The sequence below is a fragment of the Pseudomonas sp. WSY_20 genome (genome assembly GCF_043104335.1).
Classification (GTDB): Bacteria; Pseudomonadota; Gammaproteobacteria; order Pseudomonadales; family Pseudomonadaceae; genus Aquipseudomonas; species Aquipseudomonas parafulva_B.
In genome coordinates this window covers 22553-48185 of the sequence record NZ_JBICKP010000082.1, presented here as the reverse complement: position 1 = coordinate 48185, position 25633 = coordinate 22553, and the positions used below count along the sequence as shown (strand labels likewise).

Here is a 25633-nt window from a genome sequence, read left to right as displayed (position 1 = left end):
CGTAGCTGACACGGGCCGCAATCAATGCGGCCCTGTTTCATGAACAGGCCTAGGCAGGCCGAGGCACCTCGGGGCCGCGCGCAGCCTTGGGTTTGCGAAACACCAGCACATTGCCCGCCATCACCGCTACCAGGCCAAGCAAGGCGGTGGGCGTCCATTGATAGCCTTCGACGGCCGCCGACACGTTCAGGGCCACCAGCGGGAAAAGCACCGTGCAGTAGGCCGCACGCTCCGGCCCCATGCGCCCGACCAAGGTCAGGTATGCGGTGAACGCGATCACCGAGCCCGGCACCGCCAGGTACAGCAATGAGCCCACGTAGCGTGCGCTCCACTCCATCTCGAACGGAATCCCACCCACCAGGCAGGCAATTGCCAGCATGCCTGCCCCATAAGCCATGCCCCAGGCATTGGTGGTCATGGGCTTGAGCCCGGCCGCCTGCTGAACACTCGAAAGCATGTTGCCTGCCGAAAAACACAAGGTGCCAAGCAGCGCTAGACCAAGGCCGTACAGGGTTTGGCGGCTGGCTGCATGGTGCGACAGCTCCGGCCAGAACAGCAGGCCCAGGCCCAGCAATCCCAAGGCGCCACCGCCTAGTACATGCGGGGCCACCTGCCGGCCAAAAAACAGCCGGGCATTGATCGCGTTCCACAAGGTGGCGGTGGAGAACACCACGGCAATGAGGCCGCTGGCGATCCATTGGCTGGCGCTGAGAAAGCAGATGAAGTTGATGCAGAACAGGCATAGTCCCTGGGCCAGGCAGATCTGGTGGCCGCGCCGACCCATGGGCTGCAGGCGCCGGGTGAGCAACAGCATGGCAAACAGGATCAGTGCTGCCAAGGCAAAGCGATAGACGATGGATACGGGGATGGCGACCCCACCCAGCTGGAATTTCAGGGCAATCCAAGTCGTACCCCAGATCAGCACGGTGAGCAGGTAGAGCGACAGGTTCATGGTGTGTTTCCTTTGGGCCTTCCGCAGGTGTCCCGGCCAAGGCAGGCATGCCTGGAGTAACGGGCACCGCCAGTGTTTCGCCAGGTAGCCCTGCCCTGCTTGCATAAACTTGCGCTTTTGCGCATCAAGGCGCTGTCACCTGCCCTTGGCCGCAGTAGCATGTGCAGCAGAGGTAGGCCCCGATGACGCCATTCACGCAGCTGCAAGTGTTCAATGTCATGCATGCATCCCCCAACGCCCGGCTGGAGCTCAGCGCGCACCTGGGCGATGGGCTGGCGGCTGCGCTGTGGCGCAACCGCGACGATGCCCGCGACTACCAGGCACCCAGCCACCACACCCTGTCCTGCTACCTGGCTGACGGTACCGGCACCTTTCGGCGCCAACGCCCGGCCGACAAGGGTGCTCCGGACAAGCTGTGCGTATTGCCGGCCGAGCACGAATCGAACTGGGTGATCAACGGGGCCATCCGCATGGCCCACCTGTATGTGAGCCCGGCGCTGTTCGCGCTGGGGTGCGTACGCCTGCTCGACCGGGAGCCGCGGGCGCTGCAACTGCAGGAGGCGACCTTCATGGACGACCCCAGGCAGGCCCTGCGCTTTCGCCAGCTGTCAGGCCTTGACTGGAACGAGCCGGCCGAACGTTTGCTGGCCAGCAGCCTGGCCCACGAGATCGTCGACCATGCCTTGCTCAGTCAAGTGGGCCTGCGCCAGGGGCTGCGCCTGAAGGGCGGGCTAGCGCCCAGCCAGCGCCGGCAGTTGATCGACTACATCGAAGCACACCTGGAGCACGCCCTTACCCTGGGCGAGCTGGCCGTGCGCTGCAACCTGTCCGAGTATCATTTCGCACGCATGTTTCGCGTGAGCTTCGGCTTGCCCCCCCACCAATACCTGCTGGCCCGGCGCCTGCACCGGGCATGCCTGCTGCTGCGGCTGGGCCATGCGCCCTTGGGCGAGGTGGCCCTGGCCTGCGGGTTCGCCAGTGCCAGCCATTTCAGCAATCGCTTTCGCCAGGTGCTGGCGGCCACGCCTGGGGAGTATCGTCAGGCCCTGGGCCGCAGGGCTGGTCGCTAGAATTCGAAGGTACCCGATACGCTCACCTGCCGCGCATCGCCCACCGCCACGAAGTACTGGTTCACCGACGAGCTGTAGTACACCTTGTCGAACAGGTTCTTGACGTTCAGTTGCAGGCGAACGGTGTGCGCGTCCAGCTGGGTCTCGTAGCTGGCGAAGGCGTCGGCCACCGTGTAGGACGGCAGGTCGAAGGTGTTGGTGGCATTGCCGGTACGCTCGCCCACATAACGCGCCCCGGCACCGGCGCGCAGGCTGTCGCCACCGAACAGGCTGCCGAAATCGTAGACGGCGGACAACGAAGCGCCGTGCCGCGCCACGTTCTGCAGGCGGTTGCCCTTGAGGGCCGGGTCCTGGGTGACCTTGGCATCGGTGAAGGCGTAGCTGCCGATCAGGCTCCAGCGCTCGCTCAACTGGCCGGTCAGGTCCAGCTCGACGCCCCGGGAGTTCACTTCACCGGCATTGCTGTAGACCGTCTCGCGGGTGCTCGAATCGAAGTTGGACACCAGAACGTTGCGCTTGGTGATGTCGAACAAGGCCAAGGTGCCGGTGATGCGCCCTGGTACGTCGAGCTTGGCCCCAAGCTCCCACGACTTGCTCTCTTCCGGGGCGATGGCGCCGTCGAGCACCACGTTGCCGGCCAGTGGTGCGATGGTCGAGTTGGGCTTGAACGATTCGCTGTAGCTGCCGTAGAACGAGAGCTGTTCATCGACCTTGTACACCACCCCCGCATGGGGGACCCAGGTTTGCCCACTGATGTCGGTGTTGGCCTTGAACGGGCGCCCGCGACCGGCGTACTGGTCATATTGCTGGAAGCGCCCACCGGCCACCAGGATCCAGTGATCGTCCAGGTGCAGCGCATCCTGCATGAACAAGGCGTCGGTGCGCAGCTCGTCGGTCTGGTCACTGTCGGAGGCGCGCACTGTGCTGCCCTCCACTTCGCGCCCATACACAGGGCTCAGGTAGCTGAAGGGGGTGCGCGGCGTCTGGCGGATCAGGTCGGCGCGGTACACCTTGCGGTCTTCATGGTCCAGGCCCACCAGCAGATCATGCTGCAGGCCTGCCAACTGGACTGTGCCGGCCAGGCTCGCCGTGACGAACTGGTCTCGGCTCATGGCACCGCGCGTGCCATCGATGCTGCGCGTCAGTGTGCCGGTGCGCGGGTTGACCCCGGTCACGCGCACCTGGCTGGCGTCATAGGTTTCCCGGTTGAAGCTGTAGCCCAGGTGCAGCTTCCAGTCGTCGGCAAGCTGATGGTCCAGTTGCAGGCTGTAGAGGTCGGAGCGGCCCTGCATGTCGTTGAACGGCTCATCCAGGCGCCGCGTGGCCGGGATGTTGAGCGGATGGCCGTCGTTGCCGAAGGCCGTGCCGCGGTCGAACGGGTAAAGAAATTCACGGTGCTCGTAGGCCACCACTACTTGGGTATCCTCGCCCAGCCAGGCCAGCGAGGGGGCCAGCAGTGTCTCGCGGCGCACGCCGTAGTTGCGCCAGTAGTCTTCGTCCGTGTGGTCGGCAATCAGGCGGTAGGCCAAGTTGCTGTCGCCCAGCGCACCGGTGCTGTCGAACCCACCACCGCTGCCGTTCTTGCCATCGCCGTAGGTCGAGCCGCGTGCAGTCAGTGCGTTGTAGGACTGCAGCTGGGGCCGCTTGCTGACCACGTTGATCACCCCGCCTGGATCCTGGATGCCGTACAACAGCGAAGCCGGCCCCTTGAGCACCTCGACCCGCTCGGTGCTGGCGCTGAGGCTGCGGCCCTGCACCAAGGGCATGCCATCGCGCATGATCGAACCGTCGCGGTTGTCGCCAAAGCCTCGCTTCATGACGGTGTCGGAGGTACCGCCGAAATTGTTGCCTTGGGTAATGCCGCTGACATTGGCCAGGGCATCGTCCAGGTTGCGCGGCGCCTGGTCGCGCAGTACTTGGGCGGGCACCACGTTGATCGCCTGGGGGATGTCCTGGGTGGGGCCCTGGCCGCGCATGATCGAGGTGGTGGTCGGCGGCTGATAGCTCAAGCTGTCGAGCTGCGAAGTCACGGTGGTGGCCTGCAGGTTCAAGGCACCGGCGGTGTCCAGTGCCTGCAGGGTGAAGGTATGGGCATCGAGCCGTTGCCAGGTCAGCCCGGCATTACCCAACAAGCGCTGCAACGCCTGCTCGGCGCTCAAGGCCCCGTGCAACGCAGGCGCCTGCACGGCAGGTAGCGTCAGGGTATGGACCACGCTCTGCCCGGTGACGCGGCTGAAGGCGGCGAGGGCCTGGAGCAGTGGCTGGGCAGGTTGGTCGAAGGTATAAGCTTGCGCGCGTTGCGCTGCAGTCGCCGCCTGGGTGTAGATGAGCGGCGGGAGTACTGCAAGACCGAGCCAAAGGGGAACGCAACGCAAAGTAGACTTCATGGACGCTGACCTGAGAGAAGGTATTGAGTGCGAATGAATCGCACTTTCACGCACTACACGGTTATGGCGTGCTGTTACCTCACCTGCGGTAGGAAGTTTTTTTGGAGGGCATGAAATAGGGTGGTCAACGACCAGCAATCAACGGATAACCGTGAACCGACCAAGCACTGTCTGACGCGAAAAGCCGAGCACTGCGCCCAGTGAGTCCAGCGCCTGCAAGGGTTCGGCAATGGGGAAGCTGCCACTGACTTCACGCCGCCCCAATGCCTCGTTCAGCAGCACGATGTGGCCGGGGTAATAGCGACCCAGATCCTCAACCACCTGGGCCAGGGGCGCCTGGGAATAGGTCAGCCAACCCTCGCGCCATGCCAGGTGCTGCTCGCTGTCGACCGACAACGTATGGCTGACCTGCCCCGCGCCGTAGCTCACCTGCTGATTGGCAATCAACTCACGTGCCACGGCCCCCTTGGACGGGCTGACCGCCACGCGACCGGCGCGGACGGTGACCTGGGTGGCGGCGCCCTGCTCGCGCACTTCGAACTCGGTGCCCAGCACTCGCACCTGCCCATCGGCGGCCTGCACCACAAAGGGCTCGCCGGTGTGGGTGACCTTGAAGAACGCAGCGCCGTGCAGCAACCGCACGCGGCGCTGGCCGTTTTCGAATTGCACGGCAATCGAACTGTGGGCGTCCAGCGTGACCGCCGAGTGGTCTGGCAAGGTCACTTCGCGCCGGTCGGCCGACGTGCTGTAGTCGGCACGCAGGTCCAGCAGCCAATGACCGGGCTGCCACCCACCGAGCATGCCGATGGCCATGATCAGGCAAGCGGCCATGGCCAACGCCCCTGCACGCCAACGTCCGGGGCGCCTGACAGCGGGCGGGCTCATCCGGTCGAGGTAATGTTGCAGGGCCAGCCGGTCTTCATCGGCCAGGGTCGCCGCAGCGGGGGCGCTGTAGTTCCACAGCGCCTGCGCCTGCTCGTACGCAACCGGATGCCGCGGGTCGGCCAGCAGCCAACGCCTGAACGCCGCACTGCGGGCTTGCTCGGGCTGCCCGTTGATGCGTACAAGCCACTGCAGGGCGGCATCGGATTGTGCCTGAGTGACAGCAAGTAACGTGGTGGTCACGGCGTGCCCCGTGGTCGTCGTGGAATGGGCGCGGCCTGGGCGACACTGGCCTTGCACGCTTGCAGGGCACGCATCATATGTTTTTCCACAGCGCTTTGGGACAGTTGCATGGCGCGTGCTATTTCGCTGTACGTGCAGCCGTGGACACGGTTGAGCAGAAAGATTTGCCGGGTACGCTCGGGCAACGCACGCAAGGCGTTTTCGATGCGTTGCAGATCGTCGTCCACCTCCAGGGTCTGCTCCAGCGTCTGGCTCACAAGGTGCACGCTGCCCTGTGAAACATCGGCCAAAGCACGCTGGCGGCTGCTCTCGCTGCGCAGGTGATCGATGGCCAGGTTGCCGGCGCAGCGCATCAAGTAGGTGTCCAGGGCTTCGACCTTCACTTGCGCACGCCCCCAGAAGCGCAGGAACAGCTCCTGGACCAAGTCGGACGCGGTGGCTCGGCAACCTACCCGGCGACTGACCAGCGCCTCCATGCGCGCGCGCTGGGCCATGAACACTTGGATAAAGCGGGCACGAGCGCTCGATTCACCCTCTGAGCCGTCGTTCTGCGTCGTGGGGCTCATGGCATCATCCGGCTAACAGGACCAACAACGGCCCCAGCAATGCACTGACGGCGGCCATGCCGACCAGCAAGCGAGGCAGGTACGCCAGCCCGAACACCCACAAGGTCACACCTGCCATCGCAACGGCCGTCCACTCCACAAGACCGTGAGCCCAGCCCCGCGCCTGCACGCCAAGGGCCAATGAGACCAGCAGCATGAGCCAGCCGGTCGCTCGTAACAGCCGCGGTTGTCCTGGGACCGGCGTGAGGCCCAAAAGCGCTTCGAAGTGCTTGGGCATGGCCAGACACAAGGCGGCGAAACCCGCGAAGGCGATCAGGGCGATACCGAGCATCACTGGGCCTGCGCCGTTTCATGGCCAACCTGGCTGGCGCGTGAACGGGAAGGCTTGGCCAAGGCCAGCGCAGGGCGCAGCTTCCTGCTTGCCAGCCAGGCCAGGAACAGGCCGCAGCCCAATGCGGTGAGATCGAACCCAGCCATGCTCCAATCGCCATCGATGATGGCGTGGTTGAGCCCGTGCGCGGTCGTCAGCGCATTGAGCAGTGGCAACAGCGTGAAGGCCAGCGCCCCGAGCGCCAGCTGCTCGCCCCAGGCCCGGCGACCGCTACGCGCCATCGCGTGCACAAGCGCCAGGCCCCATGCCATGAAGAACGCATTGACCTCCCAGTCGGCACGGGTTTCAAGCACCGCCGGCAGCAGCCGGTTAGCCCAGAAAAAGCTGGCCACTGCCAACAGCAGCCCGCTCATGCTGACGATGTTGAGCACCTCCACCAGACGCAGCTCACGCGGAACGCGCGGGGCCTTGGCATGCTTGAGCTGGCGCTTGTCCAACCACATCACCAGGCCGGTCCCGATCACGGCAGTGCCTGCCAGCCCGAAGCAGAAATACAGCCACCGCAGCCAAGGGCCGGCAAAATTGCCCATGTGCAACCCGGCGAAACTGAATGCCGCCAGCATGGCGCCACTTTCGGGCTTGCCTTGTTCGAGCAGCGCGCCTGAGGCGCCGTCGAAGGTCCAGTTGGCACTGCGCCGATAGGCAACGTGGTCGGCGGCAGACTGGGTGAAGGTGACCCGGGCGTTGCTGTCGCCCGGGTTCTCGACCCGAATGTTGCCCACCCGCGCCCCCGGTTGCAGCGCCTGGACCTGGGCATAGAGCGCCGGCAGTGGGGCAAGCGGCGCGGCGACCTGGGCTGCCTTGGGCGCCTCCCCTGCCCCAAACAAATCATTGAAGTACTTCGAGGTGTCATCACCGTAATGCGCCATCAGCCCTGCGGGCATGACCAGGTACATGAACAGCACCAGGCTGCTGTAGCTGATCATCAGGTGAAACGGCAGCACCAGCACGCCGATGGCGTTGTGGCCGTCCAGCCAGGAGCGCTGGCCCTTGCCAGGGCGGAAGGTGAAGAACTCCTTGAACAGTTTCTTGTGGGTGATGATGCCGGTGACCAGGCCGAGCAGCATGATCAGAGCGCAGAATGTCGACAGCCAGCGGCCATACGGATAAGGCATCTGCAGCTGGAAGTGGAACCGGTAGAAGAACTCCCCGCCGCGGCTGTCGCGCGCCGTGACGGGCTCGCCCGTCTTGGCATCGAGGGTCTGGGTGACGAAGCCGCGAGGCCCTCCGCTCGCATCCCGGTACCCGACCTTCACCCCTGCTTCACGCTCATTGGGCAGGCGGATGAACCAGCTTTGCGAAGCGGGCGCCTGACCTTGCAGATAGCGCTGCGCCGCGCCCAGCGCGGCTTGCGGGTTGGGTGCGTAGTGGCCTATCTCAGGCTGCATCCAGTGGGTGATTTCTTCCTTGAAATACGACAGGGTGCCGGTGAGGAAGATGGCAAAGAGCAACCAGCCGAACAGCAGGCCCGTCCAGGTATGCAGCCAGGCCATCGCCTGGCGAAAGCCGTCTTTCATGACAATTTCATCCAATGGACCAGCGCGCCGAGCAGCCCGAGCACCAGGCTCGGTATCAACACACCCAGCCACGCCCGCCAGGCGTCACGGCAGGCAAAGCAACCGATGAAGGCCAACACGTAGAACACGAACGACAGCATCAGGCCGATCAGCGTGGCGTCGACCGGCGCTATGGGCAGCGACACAGCCACGCAGAAACTGGCCGTAGACGCCAACAGATAACCGCCAAGCAACGCCGCCAGGCTGCGTGAAGCCACGGCCAGGCGATAGCTGGGCGTAAGGCTGGCGGGTTTACGGGTCATGGCCAAGTCCGGAAATGTTGAAGCCAGCAATAATAATGATATGGATTCTCATATGCAAAGCCTGGCCGACAGCATGCTGGGCAAAAGTGAGCAATCGGCTTTGCTACAAGACATTTATTTTCACGAGGGGGTTGAATTCGCTATTGGCTTGCCTGACCTTAGAGTCAAGAGGCGCAGAAATTCCAAGGGTCTCAAGGACCTGGTGTCTCCATGCGAGCAAGCTGAATAAGGATTGAATCATGCAAATCCAGGTCAACAGCAGCAACCACATCGATGGTAATGCCCGGCTCGACGAGTGGGTCCGCAACACGGTGCAAGACACGCTGGAGCGCTACGAGGAAGACCTCACCCGTATCGAGGTGCACCTGCGCGATGAAAACGGCGGCAAACCCGGACCACAGGACAAGCGCTGCCAGATGGAGGCTCGCCCAAAAGGCCATCAGCCGATCTCGGTGACCCACACGGCCAACTCGCTTGACCAGGCGGTGGAAGGCGCGGCCACCAAGCTGACCCATGCGCTGGAGCACCTGTACGGCAAGTTGCGTAGCAAGCGTGGCGTGCTGGAGCTGAGCGACCCGGAGGCTTGATCGCCTGACCGGAACGGGGCCGCGCAGCGGCCCTTGCCTTATCCAAGCGCAAGGGCTCAGCCTTGCACCACTGCCGCCGTGCCGCGACCGATAAACGGTTGGAACCCGGTCCCACCCCCACCAGTCAATTTCTGCATCATCACGTTGCAGAAGCGCCATCATGACCAACCCATTCGATCAGATCAGTGCAGCGTTCAGCCCCCAGTACCGGGTAAATCTGAGCATCGAGGCGCTCGACGGGAGCATCATGCTCACCTTGTCTGACGAGGCGGGCATCGCCGCCAAACGCTTGATCAGCCAGGCGCAACGCAATGACCCTGCCCGCCTGCAACGGGTCATCGACAGCATCCGCCTGGGCCTGGCGATAGACCGCAGCCAGAACCCCATGCAAGTACTCGCCGCCCTTACGCGCCCCAGTGGTGATCAAGCACGCAACGTCGTGGCCAACTGAGGGTCACTTACCCTCTTCCACATCCTTGCCGCTGGCGTCCAAGGCCTTGGTCGACGGATAGCGATACGACGCGTAGCGCACCACAAGAATGGCGAATGCCAGCAGCAGGATACCTCCGCACACGTACAGCAGCCCCACATCGGGCGCCTTGTGGTGCGACACGTCGCCAATCAACAGGCGGGTGAGCGCGGTGATGGCCACGTACAGCAGAAAGCGGATGGGCATGTGGTTGGTCTTGAAGTAGATGCCCACCATGGCGCCCAACTCCAGGTAGATGAACAGCAGCAGGATGTCGTCCACGCTGATCCCACCTTTGCCGAGCATGTCCAGAAACGTCACCACAGCGGCATAGGCCGTTATCGCACCGATGCCGAACAAAGCCAGGTAATGAAAGCCTTCGACGCACAGGTTGCCCAGCGAATCGGCTGAGCCGTGCAGGCCTTTGCGCAGTTTTTCTGCCCATTTGATGTTCATGATCGATGACTCCCCGAAGCTCTCTGAAAAATGATCCGCTGCCTGTATGACGCTTGTGCCATGCAGTTAAAGGGCCAGGCACAGGGGCTTGGAAGGTGGTCGAGCGATGCAGGACACGCACACCCCCTGGGAAATTCAGGGTTGCGCGATTCAGGGAATGCCATTACTGTATATCGATACAGTAAATCGTTAACAGCAAAAAGGCATAGAGGTGATGAATGGCCGTCGAAGTGGTGTATCGCAGCAGCCGCGACCCGGAGCGCTTGTTCATGGATAAGGCCGAAGCAGACCGTCACGACAAGATGCTCGAACTGGCTGAGCGCCTGGCAGAAGTCCTGCACAAGGCTGTGCCATCGTTGAGCGAACAGCAGGTAGAAGAAGCCGGTATCTACATGGCCAAGAACCGCGATGTGTTCGCCAGGGCGTTCAAGAGCCAGCCCGACGCGCTGGGTGAACTGCTCGAGGGCGATGCTGCTCAATAGCGATCGCTGGGCCTTTGAGCGACGAGGCCTGAGGGCGTTGTATTCAGTCGTACAACAAACGTTCCGCCAGCGCCTGCGCCACACGTGCAGGCGAACGCTTTTCAGCCTGGGCATGGCCGAACACTTCGGTCAGGCGGGTGGGTATACGGGCAATGTGGGCGGTGATCGCCTCCGCTTTTTCGCCCCTATGGGCCAGCGCTGAGTAGATCAGGGCACCCGCGTTGATCACGTAATCAGGTGCATACAGAATCCCCCGCCCTTCCAACTGGTCGGCAACGTGCAACGATGCCAGTTGGTTGTTTGCAGCACCCGCCACTGCCGCGCACCTCAACTGCATCACGCTTTGCCCATTCAATCCCGGGCCTATGCCGCAGGGGGCGAAGATGTCGCACGGTGTACTGGGGAGCGCATCGTGGGCAATCGGTTGTGCGTCGAACTGCTCTACTGCAAGTCGCACTCGGCCAGGCTCCAGGTCGCTGACCAGCAGGTCTGCACCTGCTGCGTGCAGGTGTTCGGCCAGCGCGTACCCTACACTTCCCAACCCCTGGATGGCGACACGCAGTCCTTCCAGGTTGTGGCTGCCCAGCCGCGCATGGGCGGTGGCGCGCAGGCCCGCGAATACCCCCATCGCCGCATGTGGAGCAGGGTCACCCAGCGCTGTCGTGCTGACAACATGGGGGGTGCCTTGCGCCAAGCAATCCATGTCCAGTGTCGAGGTGCCGCTGTCCAGGGCGATGAGTAGCCGCCCTTGCAAGCTATCGATACAGCGGCCGAATGCTTCGAACAAGGCAGCGCGGTCGTTCACCTGCGGGCTGCGCAGCATGACCGCCATGCCGCCCCCGAAAGGCAGGCCCGCCATTGCCGCCTTGTAGCTCATGCCCTGGGCCAGGGTGACTGCGTCGTTGATCGCACTCTCATGATCGGTGTAGGCAAGGTAGCGACAACCGCCCATGGCCGGCCCGAACCGCTCGCTGTGAATGACCACGACGGCCTCAAGGCCTGTCTGCGGATCGTTGAACACATGCAGTGACTGAGTACGGGTGCATTGCATCAGTGCGAACATGGCCTAGCTCCCCATGAGGTGCAGCATCCAGTATAGGCACCTGAAACGGGCGGGCCGGGCTACCGGACAACTGGACGAAACCGCTCTGGCCGGCTATTACTCAAGGGTGAGTGGAGAAGCCCATGAAGCCACGTCAAGCCTGCCTGGCCTGCCTTGAAAACACGCCTGCCGCCCTGCTGCAAGCTGCGCTGTGGATCGCCGCCGAACATGACCCAAGCGTCGATCCTGATGCCTGCCAGGCCGTGTTCCAGAACATGCAGCACACCATCAGCATTCACCTGCCCATGATTGGCGTCACTGAACTTGCCCAGCCGCTCTTGCGCCAGCTCAACGCGTTGGGTTTCCAACAGGATGAATACCTGCCGCTGCGTCCTCACGCTGCCTTGATGAACCATGTGCTGACAAGGCGACGCGGCCAACCGCTGGCCTTGGCCATCCTGGCACTGGAGTTTGCGCAGCGACTGTCCATTCCACTCGAAGGCGTCGCCTTCCCTGGGCATTTCCTGTTGCGCGTGCCGGGTGCCGACCATTTGCTCGACCCCTGCGGCGGTCGGCGTCTTTACCCCAATGATTGCCGGGAGCTGCTGGTCCGCCAGTACGGTCCGGGCACCGCCTTGAGCGCCGAGCACTTGCGCCCGGCCAGCGCCATGCAGATGCTGCAACGGCTGTCACGCAACCTGCGCCAGTTGCACACCAGCAATGATGCCCCACTCGCGGCGCTGATCGACGCCGAGCGCGTCATGCAACTGGGGCCTGCCCAGGTCGGCGACTACCTGGCCCGGGCAAGCCTGTACAGGCAGCTTGATTGCCCACACGCCGAGCGCTTCGACCTGGAACATGCATTACTGCTGACGGAAGACCCTGTGCAGCGGCTGGTATTGAGCGAGCGGCTGGAGCAGTTGCCCGCGACAAGCCGCTCCCTTCATTGATCGCGCAATCTAACGCTGCACACTACGGCGTATCGGGTTGACACGAAGGATGAGCCTGTATGAACGCCGGATGCTGCTGCGCCAACGCCGCCACCCTGCAAATGCGCGGGTAACGCCCAAGGTCGACCCCGAATCGCTCGGCGGCATAGAGCTGCGGTATCAGGTAGACATCCGCCAGGCCAGGCGCATCGCCCAGGCAGTAGCCACCCTCGCCGATCACCTGTTCGACAGCCCCCAACCCCTGGCTTATCCAATGGCCGATCCATTGGTTGATCTGCACTTCATCCTGGCCCGCTTCACGCAGGCGGTTGAGCACGCTGACGTTGTGCAGGGGGTGGATGTCGCAGCCGATGATCGCCGCCACCCCACGCGCCTTGGCGCGCTGCGCCGCCCCTGCCGGTAGCAGCGCGGGCAGCGGATAGGCCTCTTCCAGGTACTCGATGATCGCTGGAGATTGCACGAGCAGCTCGCCACCGTCTGTACGCAGGGTGGGCACCCGGCCCTGGGCATTGATACCCAGGTAACCGGCTTGCCGATGCTCGCCTTGCAGCAGATTGACGGGGAGTGCCCTGAAGCTCAGCCCTTTGAGGGCCAAGGCAATCCGCACTCGGTAGGACGAGGTGGAACGGTAATAGGTATACAGCTCCATGCCTGCGTCTCCTCAGTTGGCCGCAATGACCCGACCACGGCACTCGCCGAACCCGATGCTCACCTCACCGTCGCACACACCCCGTGCCCGCAGGATGATTTCGTCGCCGTCCTCCAGAAACTTGCGCACTTCGCCATTGGGCAGCTCGACCGGGTGCTTACCGCCCTCGGTGATTTCCAGCAAGCTGCCATAGGACCCTGGGGTGGCACCTGACAGGGTGCCGGAGCCAAACAGGTCGCCGGGTTGCAACTGGCAACCGTTGACACTGTGGTGCGCCACCAACTGGGCCACCGTCCAGTACATGCTGCGGGTGTTGCTCAGGGCCAGGCGGTGCGGCGCACTCCCCTCCTCGCGCATGCGCTCGGTGAGCAGCAACACTTCCAGTTCGATGTCGAATGCACCCGCTGCCTGATCCCGCTTGTCGAGCAGATAGGACAGCGGCTGGGGGTCACCTTGAGGCCTTGGCGGCTGAGCGCAGCGCAAGGGCGCCAGCGCCTCGGCCGTGACGACCCAGGGCGAAATCGTGGTCACGAAGCTTTTGGACAGGAACGGGCCCAGCGGCTGGTACTCCCACGCCTGGATGTCCCGCGCCGACCAGTCGTTGAGCAGGCACAAGCCCGCGATGTGCTCGGCGGCATCGCCGATGGGGATGGCCTGGCCGATGGCGTTGCCCTGCCCGATCCAGATGCCCAGCTCCAGCTCATAGTCCAGCCGCGCACAGGGGCCGAAGCTTGGTTCGCTCTGGCCGGCAGGCAATGTCTGGCCCTTGGGCCGGCGAACATCCGTCCCGGAGGGGCGAATGGTCGATGCGCGGCCGTGATAGCCGATGGGCACGTACTTGTAGTTGGGGAGCAAGGGGTTGTCGGGGCGGAACAACTTGCCAATGTTGCGGGCATGCTCGATGCCCACGTAGAAGTCGGTGTAATCGCCGATCTGGGCCGGCACATGCAACTGGCAGGTGCTGGCGGGATACAGCGCCCCCTCCAGCATTGCCTGGTGCTCGGACTGCTCACCGAGCAACTCGAGCAGCCGCTCCCGCAGCGCCACGCGCGCACCGCGCCCGCGTGCGAAAAACGCGTTCAAGGTGCCGCCCTGGGTGGCGAGTACCGCCGCCTTGGCCTGGCCTTCGAACAAACCCATGGCCAGCACCGCCTCGAGGTCGAGGATGGCATCGCCGATGGCCACACCACAGCGTTTGGCTTCGCTGCCACGACTGAAGATACCCAAGGGCAGGTTCTGCAGCGGGAAGTCACTGTGCCCATTGGCGTGGCTCACCCAGCTGCGGGCAATGGCGGGTTGGTTCATGGGTTATCTCCGGTTCGGGTTGAAGGTGCTGGGCAAGGTGGCCCAGCAGCTGTCGTAGTCGGCCTGCAACTGCGGGCAGGACATGGCGTACTGGCTCGGGCGCAGCACCTGGCTGGTCTCGAACATGAACGCCATGGTGTTCTCGATCTTGTGCGGGGCAAGCTCTGCCGCGATGGCCCTGTCACAGGTCTCGGCATCCGGGCCATGGGCACTCATCACGCTGTGCAGGGAGGCGCCACCGGGCACGAAGCCTTCGGCCTTGGCATCGTAGGCACCGTCGATCAGCCCCATGAACTCGTTCATCAGGTTGCGGTGGAACCATGGAGGACGGAAGGTGTTCTCGGCCACCATCCAGCGCGGGGGGAAGATCACGAAGTCCATGTTGGCAAGGCCATGCACGCTGGTCGGTGAGGTGAGCACGGTGAAAATCGAGGGGTCCGGGTGGTCGAAGCTGACTGTGCCCAAGGTATTGAAGCGACGCAGGTCGTATTTGTAAGGCACGTTGCTACCGTGCCAGGCCACCACGTCCAATGGGGAATGCTGGAGCTCGCACGCCCAGTGCTCTCCCAGAAACTTCTGTACCAGCTGCACCGGCCCAGTGGTGTGTTCATAAGCGGCCACCGGCGTTTCGAAATCGCGGGGGTTGGCCAGCCCATTGCTGCCAATAGGCCCCAGGTCCGGCAGGCGCAGGGGCGCGCCGTGGTTTTCAGCCAGGTAGCCACGGGCATGGCCATCGAGCAGTTCGACACGAAACTTCATGCCGCGGGGAATCACTGCAATTTCAAGCGGGCCCACCTGCATCACACCCAGCTCGGTGGCAAGGCGCAGCCGACCTTGCTCAGGCACCAGCAACAGCTCGCCATCGGCGTTGAAGAACACGCGCTCCATGGAGCGGTTGGCGCTGTAGATGTAGATGCTCACACCGCCAGGCGCGTTGGCAGGGCCATTGGCCGCCATGGGCAGCCAACCCTCGATGAAGTCGGTTGGCGCTTGCGGGATGGGCTGCGGGTTCCAGCGCAGGCGGTTGGGCGTGATCGTGCCCCCCGCCTCGTTCAGGGGCTGGCGCGCCAGGCGCTCGAAACGCGGATGGGCGGCTGACGGCCGGATGCGGTACATCCAGGTGCGGCGCAGCTCATGACGGGCCATGGTGAACGCCGTGCCGGAGAGCAGTTCGGCATAGAGCCCATAGGGGGGTTTCTGTGGCGAGTTCTGCCCGACCGGCAAGGCGCCTGGCAACGCTTCGCTGGTGAATTCGTTGCCGAAACCGCTGAGGTAGTGAAGGTCAGGTGCAGGGTCGCGATTCATCGATGCCTCCGGGCCGGGGCGGCCTGTGGGAGCAGTTGCTGCTGCCCGAGGGAACGGCGGCGCATCTGCATTGTTTTTATCGTAATCAGATTACGAATAACGTAATTTGCTCTGCGCCAGGCGTCAAGCTATAAAGGCGCGACTCGATGACTCGCGGATGACCCTACCGATGGCCAAAGCCAGCTCCCCTACCGACAACGGCAAGCAGAAGGTCCGCTCAGCCGAGGTAGGCACCGACATCCTCAAGGCATTGGCCGAACTCTCACCCTCCACGTCACTGTCCAGGCTTGCAGAGCATGTCCAGATGCCGGCGAGCAAGGTGCATCGTTACCTGCAAGCTCTGATTGCCAGCGGGTTCGCCGAACAGAATGCGGCTACCAATCATTACGGCCTGGGGCGCGAAGCCTTGCGCGTGGGCATGGCCGCGCTGGGCAGCATCGATGTGCTGAAAGTCGCCGCGCTGCCGCTCTCCCAGCTGCGTGATGAACTGAACGAGAGTTGCTTTATTGCGGTGTGGGGCAATCAGGGGGCGACCGTGGTAAGCATCGAACCGGCCGTACGCGCCGTCACCGTGGTGACGCAGATTGGCTCGGTATTGCCGCTGCTGACCTCGTCCACCGGGCTGGTGTTCGCGGCCCATTTGCCTGAGCGGGAAACCGTGGACTTGATGGCGCGCGAGCTGACCCAGCTCAAGCAAGGGCCTGGGGATTATCAGACGGTGCTGGCAGGTATACGTGAACGCGGTCTGCACCATATCCACGGGCTGCTGATGCCGGGTGTGGATGCGCTGTCGGCGCCGATCTTCAACGCCATGGGGCAGATCGCTGCGGTGATGACGGTGGTGGGGCCCACGTCGATGTTTCATGCCGATGAACAAGGCCCTGCGGCACAGCGGCTTTTGGCTGCTACGCGCGAGGCAAGCTGGCGCATGGGGTACTGCCCAGCCTCTTGAGCACCGCAGACTGTTGCCTGGTATGTAACGGTGAATGTCGCCGTATGCGGTTTTTCCAGTCGATTCAATTGCTTATTATCGGATCACTGGCTGGCACCGAGGGCTCTCCCCCCGCTCACGGTGCCAGCCGGGTGTATCGACGTAGATTTTGAAGCTCCTTGATCTGACGTCTCGATTGACCGCTGCGAAAGGCAGCGGTTTTTTTTGCCTGCCGTTTGGTCCTCAGGAGCCCGGTTGCCATGTCATCGGGTCAAAACCTGGCCACTTTGAGCGAGCCGAACCCTTGGGCGGGTTCCCTGAACGCCAGGTAATGACGCAACACCTGTTGCGGCGCCTCGGTATGCGGATGGTGGCCAATACCCTGCAACAGCACGACATCGGCGGTCGGAACGTGTCGACGGTAGTGCTCGACCATGTGCGCGCCATAAAGGGGATCGACTGCGCCGGCGATCAAACGCAACGGCACCGCCCCCTGCAGCGCCTGCGTCCAGCGATCACGGTGCTGCAAGCGTTCAGGCACGTAGCCGGCAAGCCTGTGCAGCACGCGCGTGCCGCGATTGGCAGCCAGCATGCTCCAGAAGTCGTCGAGCACGCTTTCGCTCGGGTGGGTACATGGCCCATAGACACGGGTCAGGTGACGCACCAGGTCATCGCGGCTGAACGAGCGCGCCACCAGCCAGCCCAGGCGACTTAGCAGCAGCTTCTGCAGTAACAGCATGCGACAACCTTCAGGAAACAGGCCGCTGTTGAGAAAGACGCAGCTGGCGATATTGGCGCGCTGCTCATGATGCCGAGCCAGCAGCTCCTGGGCCACGCTACCTCCGTAATCATGAGCCAGCACATCCACCGGCTGGTCGATCTGCAGGTGAGCCAGCAAGGCCTGCTGCAAGTCGGCCTGCTCCATCAGGCTATAGGCGTGATCAACTGGCTTGGCCGAATCGCCGAACCCCAGCATGTCGCAGGCCACCACCCGATAGCGCTGGGCCAGAGGGCCCCACAAGTAATGCCAGTCCCAGCTGCCTGTAGGAAAACCATGTAGCAAAAGCAGGGGCGTTCCTTGCCCTGCGGTCCAGTAGCGGATGCTCTGGCCCCGGAATGTGAAACTCTGTCCCCGGGTACGCCAGACGCACAATGGAATTTCGGCCATGGGCATCGGAAGGCACCGGGTTAAGGGATGTGGACGCGATAAGGCAAGGCTGCTGTCATTGCATGTCACCTCGGCACTTGCATGTGCTCTCTGTGCGAGACACAGTCTAGCCAGCGGCCGAGGCGCTTGAACTTGCGTTGCCAGCCAGCTTGATGACTGAGCGAGTCACCTGCACCAGCGGTAGGCGCAGCCTGACTGGTTGCCGGCTGCGTATCCTTCCTGCAAAAACGTCAGGCGCTCAGTGCCTGCACCAGTTCAGCCAGCCACGGCTCGGCATCGGTTTCCGGTGTCACGGTTTCGCTGGCATCAAGCCGCAGCATGGGCAGCACCTCCTGCACGCCAAGTTCGGCAAACAGTTCGCGCATCTGTTCGCCGCCACCGCAATAGGTATCGCCATAACTGGAGTCGCCCAAGGCGATGACTGCACCCGGCAGGCCACGCCAGTCGGCCGGCAGGGTGTCGCGCAGGGCGCTGTAGAGGGGCATGAGGTTGTCGGGTAACTCGCCCATGCCTGTGGTGGAGGTCACCGCCAGTACGGCCTGCGGGCCGAACGCCTGCAAGTCTTGCAAAGAGGCTCGGTTGGCGTGCCAGGCTTCCAGGCCAGCGGCCTTGAGCAGCGATTCGGCGTGACGGGCAACTTCTTCGGCGGTGCCGTACACCGATCCGGAAATAATGACGACTTTCATCAGGGAAAAGGATTCCGATACTGAGTGAAATCGTAGGATACTAGCACCCAGCGCTGGCACAAGGCCGTGGCAACGCCCGCGGCCCTCATTCCTTCACTGCATGACCCAGACATGATCAATGCGCAGTTGCTGCAATCGATGGTCGATGCCTCGGACGACGGTATCGTGGTCGCTGAACAGGAAGGCGACGACACCATCCTCATCTACGTGAACGCGGCTTTCGAGCGTCTCACCGGCTACAGCCGGGATGAAATCCTGTACCAGGACTGCCGCTTTCTGCAGGGGGACGACCGTGACCAATTGGGCCGCGCGCGCATCCGCAAAGCGCTGACCGAGGGCCGGGCATGCCGTGAAGTGCTGCGTAACTACCGCAAGGACGGCACCGCTTTCTGGAACGAGCTGTCCATTACCCCGCTAAGGCACGCGGCTGACCAGCGCCTGTGCTACATCGGCATTCAGAGGGACGTTACCCGGCAAGTGGAAACGGAACGCGAACTGGCTAAGCTGCGCGCTCGTCAGAAAGCCGGTGATGGTGCGTGAACCAATGCGCTTTGGAGTCAATCGGGCCGTAGAACCCTCCACATCGAGTTTCAACATGCCCCCCGACACACTTCTGACCCAGGATGAGCTGGACTATATCCAGGATGTCCAGCACTCCCCGCAGTTTGACATGACCGAAGCCATGACGAGCCTCCTGGTCAATGGGGACAGCCGCATTCAGGGTCTGCTCACGCGCCTGGTCGCTCATGAGCAGGTTACCTTGCAGGCCCATGTCGACAACCAGCAGATCAGCATTCCGCTTCAGCTGATCGAGGACGAGTTTCATACGCTGCAATTGCAACTGGGCGCGCCCGATATCTTCGAGATAGGCCCCAGGCTGCGCCCATGGCGGCTGACCCTTGATCCGCCCTGTGCATTGCTCGACGCCCACGGTGAGGAGAGCGGGCTCTGGGTGTGCGATATCTCTGTCAAAGGTGTGCTTGTGCATGTGCGCGACCTGCTAGACGCTCCTGATGTCTTCACGCTCCGATTCGCCCCGGACGGTGTCTGCCCCATCGAGCTTCACGGCAAGCTGGGCCGGCGTATCGACGGCTCCAAGGCCGCCTATGACCTAAGTGGCACTGCCCAGGAAGACATCGAACGCCTGCGCGATTTTATCCTCCACAAGCACCGGCTTGCTCACCCTGAGTTGCATACGCAAATGCCCGGCTGAAGACGACACCCGACGAACGCACCGTGTTCTCCCACGGCGGTGGCTTACGCCCGCTCGGTCGATACGCCATAATCCGCGCCCACTTCTTGCATGCCTAACTGAGTCGACCACCACCCCGGCCGACACAGCCAAGGGGCCAGCTACCCGCCAGCCTCGTCGTCAGGAGATACACGATGTCTAGATCCCCCGTCACCTTGATGGTGTCGCGGCGCGCCGCCGATGGCCGCTATGAAGAACTGCTGGCCTGGCTCCATGAGGGCGAACAGCTGGCCACCGATTTCCCCGGCTACCTGGGCTCAGGGATTCTCGCACCGCCGCGCGACGGCGATGAATTCCAGATCATCTTCCGCTTCAGCGATGAGCCGACCTTGCATGCCTGGGAACATTCGGCCTCGCGGCGCGCCTGGCTCAAGCGCGGCAACGGGCTGTTCGAGCGCCCCAGGGAGGCACGGGTCAGTGGCATAAATGACTGGTTCGGCACTGCCTTGGTGCGTAAACCACCCCGTTGGAAACAGGCCACGGCGATCTGGCTGGCATTCTTTCCGGTGTCACTGGCCTTTAACATGCTGTTCGGTCACTGGCTGGCAGGCATGGACCTGTTGCCACGCGTGCTTGTCAGCACCCTGGCGCTCACCCCCCTGATGGTGTACCTGTTCATCCCCCTTTCAACGCACCTGCTGGCGGGCTGGCTGCAGGGGGCGGCGGCACGCGAACACGCCTGGCGTAGCCGGTAGGCGCAGGCCACACACGCGTTGGGCAGTTGGGGTATGCTGGGCGACAACCTTCGACTCATACAGTTGACCGCCCCGAACATGAACAGCCCTATCCTGATAACCGGAGCCAGCCAACGCGTCGGGCTGGCCCTGGCCATGGAACTGGCCCAGGCCGGCCATACGGTGGTTAGTGCCAGCCGCAGCGTCCAGCCTCAATCGCCACACCCCAATATCATTCCGTTCACCGCAGACTTGTGCCAGGCGGCCGATCGCCAGGCACTGATCGACTACCTCTACAGCCATTACGATGGCCTGCGCGCCGTCATCCACAACGCTTCGCTGTGGCTCGACGATGACCTGGCCAACCTCGACACCATGTTCCGCCTTCATGTCGAAGCGCCCTATCATCTCAATCTGGCCCTGGGCGAGCTCTTGGCCAAGGTCGACAAGGCCGACATCATCCACGTCTGCGACGAAACGTCCTCACGCGGCAGCAAGAGCCACATCGGCTACGCCGCCACCAAGGCCGCGTTGCAGAACATGGTGTTGTCGTTTGCCGAAAAGTACGCACCCACGGTACACGTCAACGGTATTCTGCCTGGGCTGCTGATCCTCAAGGAGGGCGGCGACGAAGCCTATCGCCAGCAGACGCTGAAGAAGGCACTGCTGGAATTCGAACCGGGCGCCGGGCCGCTGATCGAGACGGTCAAGTACCTGCTTGCCAGCCAATACAGCACCGGCAGCCAAGTGGTCATCAACGGTGGCCGCCACCTGAAAAACCGCATCATTTGAGAGAAGCCCATGACCCCACAGCAACAGCTCGAACTGGAAGCCGCCGCTTTCCGCCGGCTCGTGGAACACCTGCGCTCACGCACCGACGTGCAGAACATCGACCTGATGAACCTGTCCGGGTTCTGCCGTAACTGCCTGTCCAAGTGGTACAAGGCGGCAGCTGACGAGCGCCAGGTGGACCTGAGCCTGGATGACGCCCGCGAAGCCGTCTACGGCATGCCTTACGGCGAGTGGAAGGCCCAGTATCAAAAAGAGGCCAGCCCTCAGCAGCAGGCCGCATTCGAACAAGGAAAACCCCGTGACTGATCTGACTACCCTGCGCGCCAGCCTGGACAGTGGTGAACATGTGTTCGCCGACACCTTGGCATTCATTGCCGAACACTATGCCTATCAGCCCCAGGCCTTCAGCAACGGTGGCGTCGAAAACGCGGCCGGGCAGAACGAAGGTTCATGCAAGACCTTGGGCCTGGCGTTGCTAGAGGGATTGACTGATCGTGAGGCGCTGCTGGCCTTTGGCGAGCATTATCGAGATGTGCAGGCCACACCCGAGGGCCACGACCATGGGAATATCCGTGCGCTGATCGCGTACGGCCTGGCAGGCGTCAAGTTCGAGGCATTACCACTGTCGCGCAAGGCTTGATGGGGGTTGTCCATCCAGCGGTCTGCGCCCTGGAGTCGCGCACGGCAGCATGAAGACTGGGGCTGCTTGGCAGCCCCAGTAACCTGACCTCAGAGCGTTACAGCTGCACGCAATCGAACTGCACGTCGGTCGCCACATCTTCGTCGTAGTCGACGTCCGTGCGCTCGAAGCCGAACAGGTTCAGGAACTGCTTCTTGTAACCGGCATAGTCGGTCAGCTCGAACAGGTTCTCGGTGGTCACCTGTGGCCACATGGCCTTGCAGGCATCCTGCACATCATCACGCAGTTCCCAGTCGTCCAGGCGCAGGCGGCCTTTTTCGTCGACCTGCGCCGGGGCGCCGTCGGTGCGATACATACGGTCACGGAACATGCGATCGAGCTGATCCTGGGTACCTTCGTGGACACCCTTCTCCTGCATGATCTTGAACACCATCGACAGGTACAGCGGCATGACCGGGATGGCCGAACTGGCCTGGGTCACCACCGACTTGAGCACGGCCACATTGGCGCCGCCCTTGACCTCAGCTGCCAGCTTCTGGTCCAGGCGCAGGGCAGTGTCGTCCAGGTCCTGCTTGGCCTTGCCCAGGGCGCCGTGCCAGTAGATGGGCCAGGTGATTTCGGTGCCAATGTAGCTGAAGGCGACGGTGCGAGCGCCTTCGGCCAGCACATCGGCACCGGCCAGGGCGTCGATCCACAGCTGCCAGTCCTGGCCACCCATGACGGTCACGGTGTCGGCGATTTCCTGCTCGGTGGCCGGCTCGATGCTGGCCTCGATGATGGCGTCCTTGTTGGTGTCGATGGCCGTCGACTTGTACGGCTGGCCGATGGGCTTGAGCGCCGAGCGCACCAGTTCGCCCGTCTGTGGCAGCTTGCGCACCGGCGAGGCCAGCGAATAGATGACCAGGTCGACCTTGCCGCCCATGTCGTTCTTGATCAGCTCGATAACCTTGGCCCGCGCTTCGTCGGAGAAAGCGTCACCGTTGATCGACTTGCTGTACAGGCCCTCGGCCTTGGCGAACTTGTCGAACGCCGCCGCGTTGTACCAGCCTGCGGTGCCGGCCTTGGTTTCGGTGCCTGGCTTCTCGAAGAACACGCCCAGGGTGTCGGCCTTGAAACCGAAGGCCGCAGTGATGCGCGCGGCCAGGCCGTAGCCACTGGAAGCACCGATGACCAACACCTTCTTCGGACCATCCTCGCGCACGCCCAGTTTGCGGGTGGCTTCGATCTGGTCACGGACGTTGAGCTCGCAGCCCTTGGGGTGAGTCGTGGTGCAGATGAAACCGCGGACCTTAGGATGAATGATGGCCAATGTCTGTACCTCGTCTGGTTTATGCACGAAAACGCCACACAGGGCGCTTTCAGAGTGGACTGAGGGGTAAGACTCACCCCGCAGGTTAGGCGACACATCTTAAGGGTTGAGCGCAGCGATGCAAAATCGGTGGCCGGTTGGCGACACGGCACGCGGCCCGGACGCACCCTTGCCGCGCCGAGGTATTGATTCGGTTTTCCTATCAATGGGCAATAAAAACAAACTTAACAAATGAGCAAAATGCGCCGATGCTGGTTGCCCTCACCTTCAGACGGAGAACAACAACATGAACGAAGTGGTGATCGTCGCCGCGACCCGCACCGCCATCGGTAGCTTCCAGGGCGCCCTGGCGGGCGTCCCGGCCGTCGACCTGGGGGCAGCCGTGATCAAGCGTCTATTGGAGCAGACCGGGTTGGAGCCGGCTCAGGTCGACGAGGTGATCATGGGCCAGGTGCTCACGGCCGGCGCCGGGCAAAACCCTGCACGTCAGGCAGCGATCAAGGCAGGCCTGCCGTTCAGCGTGCCTGCCCTGACCCTGAACAAGGTCTGCGGCTCCGGTCTCAAGGCACTGCACCTGGGCGCCCAGGCTATTCGCTGCGGCGACGCTGAGGTGGTGATCGCCGGCGGTCAGGAAAACATGAGTCTTGCCCCTTATGTAATGCCATCTGCCCGCACCGGCCAGCGCATGGGCCATGGCCAGCTGATCGACAGCATGATCAGCGACGGCCTATGGGACGCGTTCAACGACTACCACATGGGCATCACGGCTGAAAATCTGGTGCAGGAGTACGCGCTGAGCCGTGAACAGCAGGACGCCTTCGCGGCCGAGTCGCAGCGCAAGGCGGTGGCAGCCATCGCCGCTGGCCGCTTTGAGGCCGAAATCACCCCGATCGTGCTGCCACAGAAAAAAGGCGAGCCCAAGGTTTTCGCCCAGGACGAACAGCCACGTTCGGACACCACGGCTCAATCCCTTGCCAAACTGCGCCCTGCCTTCAAGAAGGACGGCAGTGTGACGGCAGGCAATGCCTCCGGGCTCAACGATGGGGCCGCGGCAGTGCTGCTGATGAACGCTGCAAAGGCCCAGGCATTGGGCTTGCCCGTGCTGGCCAGGATCGCGGCCTATGCCAGCGCTGGGGTCGACCCCGCCGTGATGGGGATCGCCCCTGTCTCGGCGACTGAACGCTGCCTGGGCAAAGCAGGCTGGCAACTGGCCGACCTGGACCTGATCGAAGCCAACGAGGCGTTCGCGGCCCAGGCGCTGGCCGTTGGCAAGGCGCTGGCGTGGGATGCTTCGCGGGTCAACGTGAACGGCGGGGCGATTGCGTTGGGTCATCCCATCGGTGCATCCGGGTGCCGCGTGCTGGTCACCCTGCTGCACGAGATGATCAAGCGCGATGCCAAGAAAGGCCTGGCAACGCTGTGTATCGGGGGTGGGCAAGGCGTGGCCCTGGCGATCGAGCGCTGATCAACCGAGCCATGGGCATTTGGACGCCGCCGTGCACGCCCTAGCGGCGGCATCTGCCATGCACAATCAGGCGTTGGCTACCTGCAGGGCGTGGAACGCAGGTGGCGTGGCCTTGATCGGATCATTGAGCGCCCTGACCAGCCGGACCACTTCCTCACAGGCCTGCACGGCGACGCCCAGCGGGCTGTGCAGCAGTGAGCACGCCGTACCGATCCACAGTCGCTCCCCCAGACGCTCATTGGCTTCACACAGCCAGTGCCACTTGCTGTCCAGGGCATGCTGGGCATCGTTTTCTGGGTCGACCAGGCCCAACGACAGCACTTTGTAGGCAGGCAGGCGGTCCAGGGTGGTCGTCAACTGCTCAGGGTCGCTCACCAGATCGATGTGCAAGCCGTCCACCGGCAGGTGCGCGGCCAGGCCAAGGTTGCCCTGCAAGCCACCAGCCCACGTCGCGATCAGCTTCTTCAACGGAGCGCGCTGCAGGATGTTGTAAACCCGCTCGTAGGCGTTCTTCCAGTCCTGCGGCAGCGCCTGGGCAAGGATCGGCTCATCGATCTGCACCCACTGCACGCCTTGTTCGGCCAGGCGATTGAGGACGGCGTCATAGTGCGGAAGCAGTTCGTCGACACATTCCAGCGCCAGGCTGTGCCCGTCTTGCGCCGCGCTTTGCCACAAATAGGTCAGGGGGCCGACGAGAACAGGTTTGACGGTGTGGCCCAGCGCGCTGGCCTGGGCCACTTCCTGTAGCAGCTGATCGGCAAGCAGGGTGAAATGCCGCGTCACAGGTGCCTGAGGGTCGCGCGCTGCGCCGCCCTGCCAGTCCACATCGCCTACAGGCAATAGCTCGATACCGGCGTCTTTCTGCATCTGCCAATGACGTGCGCGAAGCGCATGGTCGTTGCCAGTGCGTGGAAAGCCCAGGTTATGCGCCAGTGCCATGTGTATGTCCCCAATGTGCAGAAATGATGGGGGCATTTTCAGATCGATGAGCGTTTGAAACAAACTCAATAAATTTGAGATCAACTCAAGTTTCCCTCATGTTACTCGCGCTGGCGCACCCGTGACGCCTAGCCGTGTCTTGATCAGATCAATGCGCTGCGCAACCGGGCATGACCCATTCACAGGGCTGGCGCACAATGCCAGCCTGCCCACACTCGGTGT

30 protein-coding genes are annotated in these 25633 nt (G+C 63.0%); 14 read left to right on the top strand and 16 right to left on the bottom strand.

The features are described 5' to 3' along the window. Positions 1-49: 49 nt before the first annotated feature. Positions 50-952, bottom strand: a complete 903-nt coding sequence (locus ACF8E5_RS19500; RefSeq protein WP_058637189.1) for a DMT family transporter — start codon at positions 950-952, stop codon at positions 50-52. Between the two features lie 182 nt (positions 953-1134). Between ACF8E5_RS19500 and ACF8E5_RS19495 the strand changes: the two genes are divergently transcribed. Further along, positions 1135-2022, top strand: a complete 888-nt coding sequence (locus ACF8E5_RS19495) for a helix-turn-helix domain-containing protein (protein WP_392475687.1) — start codon at positions 1135-1137, stop codon at positions 2020-2022. On the opposite strand, the gene ACF8E5_RS19490 is transcribed toward ACF8E5_RS19495, so the two are convergent. The 6 genes from ACF8E5_RS19490 to ACF8E5_RS19465 form a co-directional block, all read right to left on the bottom strand. After that, entirely contained in the window at positions 2019-4409 is a 2391-nt protein-coding gene (locus ACF8E5_RS19490; RefSeq protein WP_392475685.1) for a TonB-dependent siderophore receptor, read from the bottom strand. The genes ACF8E5_RS19495 and ACF8E5_RS19490 overlap by 4 nt on opposite strands. 138 nt (positions 4410-4547) lie before the next feature. Beyond that, positions 4548-5534 (bottom strand): FecR family protein, encoded by a 987-nt coding sequence (locus tag ACF8E5_RS19485; RefSeq protein ID WP_392475684.1) that lies wholly within the window; start codon positions 5532-5534, stop codon positions 4548-4550. Continuing rightward, entirely contained in the window at positions 5531-6100 is a 570-nt protein-coding gene (locus ACF8E5_RS19480) for an RNA polymerase sigma factor (protein WP_196186409.1), read from the bottom strand. Before ACF8E5_RS19480 ends, ACF8E5_RS19485 begins: the two co-directional genes overlap by 4 nt. Before the next feature lie 4 nt (positions 6101-6104). After that, on the bottom strand, positions 6105-6431 hold the full coding sequence (locus tag ACF8E5_RS19475) for a DUF3325 domain-containing protein (RefSeq protein ID WP_058637194.1): 327 nt from the start codon (positions 6429-6431) through the stop codon (positions 6105-6107). Next, positions 6431-8008: a PepSY-associated TM helix domain-containing protein gene (locus ACF8E5_RS19470; protein WP_392475683.1), complete on the bottom strand. Its 1578-nt coding sequence runs from the start codon at positions 8006-8008 to the stop codon at positions 6431-6433. The genes ACF8E5_RS19475 and ACF8E5_RS19470 overlap by 1 nt, the downstream gene beginning before the upstream one ends. Then, positions 8005-8310 carry a DUF3649 domain-containing protein gene (locus ACF8E5_RS19465; RefSeq protein WP_058604892.1) on the bottom strand — a complete coding sequence of 102 codons (306 nt, stop codon included), beginning with the start codon at positions 8308-8310 and terminating at the stop codon, positions 8005-8007. The genes ACF8E5_RS19470 and ACF8E5_RS19465 overlap by 4 nt, the downstream gene beginning before the upstream one ends. Here ACF8E5_RS19465 and ACF8E5_RS19460 point away from each other — a divergent pair. The 3 genes from ACF8E5_RS19460 (at position 8309) to ACF8E5_RS19450 (ending at position 9348) form a co-directional block, all read left to right on the top strand. Further along, complete coding sequence (locus ACF8E5_RS19460; protein ID WP_392475682.1) at positions 8309-8539, top strand: hypothetical protein; 231 nt, start codon at positions 8309-8311, stop codon at positions 8537-8539. The two genes, ACF8E5_RS19465 and ACF8E5_RS19460, sit on opposite strands and share 2 nt — an antisense overlap. A gap of 10 nt (positions 8540-8549) precedes the next feature. Beyond that, complete coding sequence (locus ACF8E5_RS19455) at positions 8550-8897, top strand: HPF/RaiA family ribosome-associated protein (RefSeq protein WP_058604891.1); 348 nt, start codon at positions 8550-8552, stop codon at positions 8895-8897. A gap of 160 nt (positions 8898-9057) precedes the next feature. Continuing rightward, the gene (locus ACF8E5_RS19450) at positions 9058-9348 is read left to right on the top strand and encodes a DUF3509 domain-containing protein (protein ID WP_197843712.1); all 291 of its coding nucleotides are present in this window, start codon (positions 9058-9060) and stop codon (positions 9346-9348) included. Positions 9349-9351: 3 nt separating this feature from the next. Here the strand turns inward: ACF8E5_RS19450 and ACF8E5_RS19445 are convergent, their stop codons facing one another. Beyond that, positions 9352-9822, bottom strand: a complete 471-nt coding sequence (locus ACF8E5_RS19445; RefSeq protein ID WP_392475681.1) for a phosphate-starvation-inducible protein PsiE — start codon at positions 9820-9822, stop codon at positions 9352-9354. Between the two features lie 218 nt (positions 9823-10040). On the opposite strand from ACF8E5_RS19445, the gene ACF8E5_RS19440 reads away from it, so the two are divergent. After that, on the top strand, positions 10041-10304 hold the full coding sequence (locus ACF8E5_RS19440) for a YebG family protein (RefSeq protein WP_058604888.1): 264 nt from the start codon (positions 10041-10043) through the stop codon (positions 10302-10304). Between the two features lie 43 nt (positions 10305-10347). On the opposite strand, the gene ACF8E5_RS19435 is transcribed toward ACF8E5_RS19440, so the two are convergent. Continuing rightward, the gene (locus tag ACF8E5_RS19435) at positions 10348-11367 is read right to left on the bottom strand and encodes a Glu/Leu/Phe/Val dehydrogenase (protein ID WP_196186412.1); all 1020 of its coding nucleotides are present in this window, start codon (positions 11365-11367) and stop codon (positions 10348-10350) included. Between the two features lie 122 nt (positions 11368-11489). Here ACF8E5_RS19435 and ACF8E5_RS19430 point away from each other — a divergent pair, with 122 nt between their 5' ends. Continuing rightward, positions 11490-12296 (top strand): SirB1 family protein, encoded by an 807-nt coding sequence (locus ACF8E5_RS19430; RefSeq protein WP_058604887.1) that lies wholly within the window; start codon positions 11490-11492, stop codon positions 12294-12296. Between the two features lie 22 nt (positions 12297-12318). Here the strand turns inward: ACF8E5_RS19430 and maiA are convergent, their stop codons facing one another. Genes maiA through hmgA form a run of 3 tightly spaced genes read right to left on the bottom strand, consistent with a single transcriptional unit; the run spans position 12319 to position 15555 of the window. Next, entirely contained in the window at positions 12319-12945 is a 627-nt protein-coding gene (gene maiA / locus ACF8E5_RS19425; RefSeq protein WP_392475680.1) for a maleylacetoacetate isomerase, read from the bottom strand. A 12-nt stretch (positions 12946-12957) separates the two neighbouring features. Next, positions 12958-14250, bottom strand: a complete 1293-nt coding sequence (gene fahA, locus ACF8E5_RS19420) for a fumarylacetoacetase (protein ID WP_392475679.1) — start codon at positions 14248-14250, stop codon at positions 12958-12960. A gap of 3 nt (positions 14251-14253) precedes the next feature. Continuing rightward, a complete protein-coding gene (gene hmgA / locus ACF8E5_RS19415; protein WP_392475678.1) occupies positions 14254-15555 on the bottom strand; it encodes a homogentisate 1,2-dioxygenase in 1302 nt (433 codons plus the stop codon). Positions 15556-15724: 169 nt separating this feature from the next. On the opposite strand from hmgA, the gene ACF8E5_RS19410 reads away from it, so the two are divergent. After that, positions 15725-16507: an IclR family transcriptional regulator gene (locus ACF8E5_RS19410; RefSeq protein WP_392475677.1), complete on the top strand. Its 783-nt coding sequence runs from the start codon at positions 15725-15727 to the stop codon at positions 16505-16507. Between the two features lie 250 nt (positions 16508-16757). Here ACF8E5_RS19410 and ACF8E5_RS19405 read toward each other — a convergent pair whose 3' ends face one another. Together ACF8E5_RS19405 and ACF8E5_RS19400 are read right to left on the bottom strand one after the other, a co-directional pair. After that, positions 16758-17660, bottom strand: coding sequence for an alpha/beta fold hydrolase (locus ACF8E5_RS19405; protein ID WP_058604882.1), 903 nt, complete (start codon positions 17658-17660; stop codon positions 16758-16760). Between the two features lie 224 nt (positions 17661-17884). Next, positions 17885-18340 carry a flavodoxin gene (locus tag ACF8E5_RS19400; RefSeq protein ID WP_058637204.1) on the bottom strand — a complete coding sequence of 152 codons (456 nt, stop codon included), beginning with the start codon at positions 18338-18340 and terminating at the stop codon, positions 17885-17887. Positions 18341-18451: 111 nt separating this feature from the next. Here ACF8E5_RS19400 and ACF8E5_RS19395 point away from each other — a divergent pair, with 111 nt between their 5' ends. The 6 genes from ACF8E5_RS19395 to ACF8E5_RS19370 all read left to right on the top strand — a co-directional run bounded on the left by ACF8E5_RS19395 (position 18452) and on the right by ACF8E5_RS19370 (position 21698). Next, complete coding sequence (locus ACF8E5_RS19395; RefSeq protein WP_197843717.1) at positions 18452-18880, top strand: PAS domain S-box protein; 429 nt, start codon at positions 18452-18454, stop codon at positions 18878-18880. Between the two features lie 55 nt (positions 18881-18935). Then, the gene (locus ACF8E5_RS19390) at positions 18936-19553 is read left to right on the top strand and encodes a PilZ domain-containing protein (protein ID WP_058637206.1); all 618 of its coding nucleotides are present in this window, start codon (positions 18936-18938) and stop codon (positions 19551-19553) included. Between the two features lie 173 nt (positions 19554-19726). Next, positions 19727-20287, top strand: a complete 561-nt coding sequence (locus ACF8E5_RS19385) for an antibiotic biosynthesis monooxygenase (protein ID WP_078478012.1) — start codon at positions 19727-19729, stop codon at positions 20285-20287. 33 nt (positions 20288-20320) lie between these two features. Further along, positions 20321-21058 (top strand): dihydromonapterin reductase, encoded by a 738-nt coding sequence (gene folM / locus ACF8E5_RS19380; RefSeq protein ID WP_058637208.1) that lies wholly within the window; start codon positions 20321-20323, stop codon positions 21056-21058. Between the two features lie 9 nt (positions 21059-21067). After that, positions 21068-21364, top strand: coding sequence for a DUF1244 domain-containing protein (locus ACF8E5_RS19375; RefSeq protein WP_058637209.1), 297 nt, complete (start codon positions 21068-21070; stop codon positions 21362-21364). Further along, the gene (locus ACF8E5_RS19370; RefSeq protein ID WP_058637210.1) at positions 21357-21698 is read left to right on the top strand and encodes a HopJ type III effector protein; all 342 of its coding nucleotides are present in this window, start codon (positions 21357-21359) and stop codon (positions 21696-21698) included. The genes ACF8E5_RS19375 and ACF8E5_RS19370 overlap by 8 nt, the downstream gene beginning before the upstream one ends. 97 nt (positions 21699-21795) lie before the next feature. Here the strand turns inward: ACF8E5_RS19370 and fabV are convergent, their stop codons facing one another. Then, positions 21796-23007, bottom strand: a complete 1212-nt coding sequence (fabV, locus tag ACF8E5_RS19365) for an enoyl-ACP reductase FabV (protein ID WP_058604875.1) — start codon at positions 23005-23007, stop codon at positions 21796-21798. Between the two features lie 286 nt (positions 23008-23293). On the opposite strand from fabV, the gene ACF8E5_RS19360 reads away from it, so the two are divergent. Next, on the top strand, positions 23294-24472 hold the full coding sequence (locus tag ACF8E5_RS19360; protein ID WP_197843719.1) for an acetyl-CoA C-acetyltransferase: 1179 nt from the start codon (positions 23294-23296) through the stop codon (positions 24470-24472). Positions 24473-24538: 66 nt separating this feature from the next. Here ACF8E5_RS19360 and ACF8E5_RS19355 read toward each other — a convergent pair whose 3' ends face one another. Then, complete coding sequence (locus tag ACF8E5_RS19355; RefSeq protein ID WP_392475720.1) at positions 24539-25411, bottom strand: 5-methyltetrahydropteroyltriglutamate--homocysteine methyltransferase; 873 nt, start codon at positions 25409-25411, stop codon at positions 24539-24541. Positions 25412-25633: the final 222 nt, after the last annotated feature.

What these genes read in the sequence shown, in the direction of transcription:
- ACF8E5_RS19500 (WP_058637189.1), bottom strand. Translation starts at nt 952, where the DNA reads ATGAACCTGTCGCTCTACCTGCTCACCGTGCTGATCTGGGGTACGACT.
- ACF8E5_RS19495 (WP_392475687.1), top strand. Translation starts at nt 1,135, where the DNA reads ATGACGCCATTCACGCAGCTGCAAGTGTTCAATGTCATGCATGCATCC.
- ACF8E5_RS19490 (WP_392475685.1), bottom strand. Translation starts at nt 4,409, where the DNA reads ATGAAGTCTACTTTGCGTTGCGTTCCCCTTTGGCTCGGTCTTGCAGTA.
- ACF8E5_RS19480 (WP_196186409.1), bottom strand. Translation starts at nt 6,100, where the DNA reads ATGAGCCCCACGACGCAGAACGACGGCTCAGAGGGTGAATCGAGCGCT.
- ACF8E5_RS19475 (WP_058637194.1), bottom strand. Translation starts at nt 6,431, where the DNA reads ATGCTCGGTATCGCCCTGATCGCCTTCGCGGGTTTCGCCGCCTTGTGT.
- ACF8E5_RS19470 (WP_392475683.1), bottom strand. Translation starts at nt 8,008, where the DNA reads ATGAAAGACGGCTTTCGCCAGGCGATGGCCTGGCTGCATACCTGGACG.
- ACF8E5_RS19460 (WP_392475682.1), top strand. Translation starts at nt 8,309, where the DNA reads ATGGCCAAGTCCGGAAATGTTGAAGCCAGCAATAATAATGATATGGAT.
- ACF8E5_RS19465 (WP_058604892.1), bottom strand. Translation starts at nt 8,310, where the DNA reads ATGACCCGTAAACCCGCCAGCCTTACGCCCAGCTATCGCCTGGCCGTG.
- ACF8E5_RS19455 (WP_058604891.1), top strand. Translation starts at nt 8,550, where the DNA reads ATGCAAATCCAGGTCAACAGCAGCAACCACATCGATGGTAATGCCCGG.
- ACF8E5_RS19450 (WP_197843712.1), top strand. Translation starts at nt 9,058, where the DNA reads ATGACCAACCCATTCGATCAGATCAGTGCAGCGTTCAGCCCCCAGTAC.
- ACF8E5_RS19445 (WP_392475681.1), bottom strand. Translation starts at nt 9,822, where the DNA reads ATGAACATCAAATGGGCAGAAAAACTGCGCAAAGGCCTGCACGGCTCA.
- ACF8E5_RS19440 (WP_058604888.1), top strand. Translation starts at nt 10,041, where the DNA reads ATGGCCGTCGAAGTGGTGTATCGCAGCAGCCGCGACCCGGAGCGCTTG.
- ACF8E5_RS19435 (WP_196186412.1), bottom strand. Translation starts at nt 11,367, where the DNA reads ATGTTCGCACTGATGCAATGCACCCGTACTCAGTCACTGCATGTGTTC.
- ACF8E5_RS19430 (WP_058604887.1), top strand. Translation starts at nt 11,490, where the DNA reads ATGAAGCCACGTCAAGCCTGCCTGGCCTGCCTTGAAAACACGCCTGCC.
- maiA (WP_392475680.1), bottom strand. Translation starts at nt 12,945, where the DNA reads ATGGAGCTGTATACCTATTACCGTTCCACCTCGTCCTACCGAGTGCGG.
- fahA (WP_392475679.1), bottom strand. Translation starts at nt 14,250, where the DNA reads ATGAACCAACCCGCCATTGCCCGCAGCTGGGTGAGCCACGCCAATGGG.
- hmgA (WP_392475678.1), bottom strand. Translation starts at nt 15,555, where the DNA reads ATGAATCGCGACCCTGCACCTGACCTTCACTACCTCAGCGGTTTCGGC.
- ACF8E5_RS19410 (WP_392475677.1), top strand. Translation starts at nt 15,725, where the DNA reads ATGGCCAAAGCCAGCTCCCCTACCGACAACGGCAAGCAGAAGGTCCGC.
- ACF8E5_RS19405 (WP_058604882.1), bottom strand. Translation starts at nt 17,660, where the DNA reads ATGCCCATGGCCGAAATTCCATTGTGCGTCTGGCGTACCCGGGGACAG.
- ACF8E5_RS19400 (WP_058637204.1), bottom strand. Translation starts at nt 18,340, where the DNA reads ATGAAAGTCGTCATTATTTCCGGATCGGTGTACGGCACCGCCGAAGAA.
- ACF8E5_RS19395 (WP_197843717.1), top strand. Translation starts at nt 18,452, where the DNA reads ATGATCAATGCGCAGTTGCTGCAATCGATGGTCGATGCCTCGGACGAC.
- ACF8E5_RS19390 (WP_058637206.1), top strand. Translation starts at nt 18,936, where the DNA reads ATGCCCCCCGACACACTTCTGACCCAGGATGAGCTGGACTATATCCAG.
- ACF8E5_RS19385 (WP_078478012.1), top strand. Translation starts at nt 19,727, where the DNA reads ATGTCTAGATCCCCCGTCACCTTGATGGTGTCGCGGCGCGCCGCCGAT.
- folM (WP_058637208.1), top strand. Translation starts at nt 20,321, where the DNA reads ATGCTGGGCGACAACCTTCGACTCATACAGTTGACCGCCCCGAACATG.
- ACF8E5_RS19375 (WP_058637209.1), top strand. Translation starts at nt 21,068, where the DNA reads ATGACCCCACAGCAACAGCTCGAACTGGAAGCCGCCGCTTTCCGCCGG.
- ACF8E5_RS19360 (WP_197843719.1), top strand. Translation starts at nt 23,294, where the DNA reads ATGAACGAAGTGGTGATCGTCGCCGCGACCCGCACCGCCATCGGTAGC.
- ACF8E5_RS19355 (WP_392475720.1), bottom strand. Translation starts at nt 25,411, where the DNA reads ATGGCACTGGCGCATAACCTGGGCTTTCCACGCACTGGCAACGACCAT.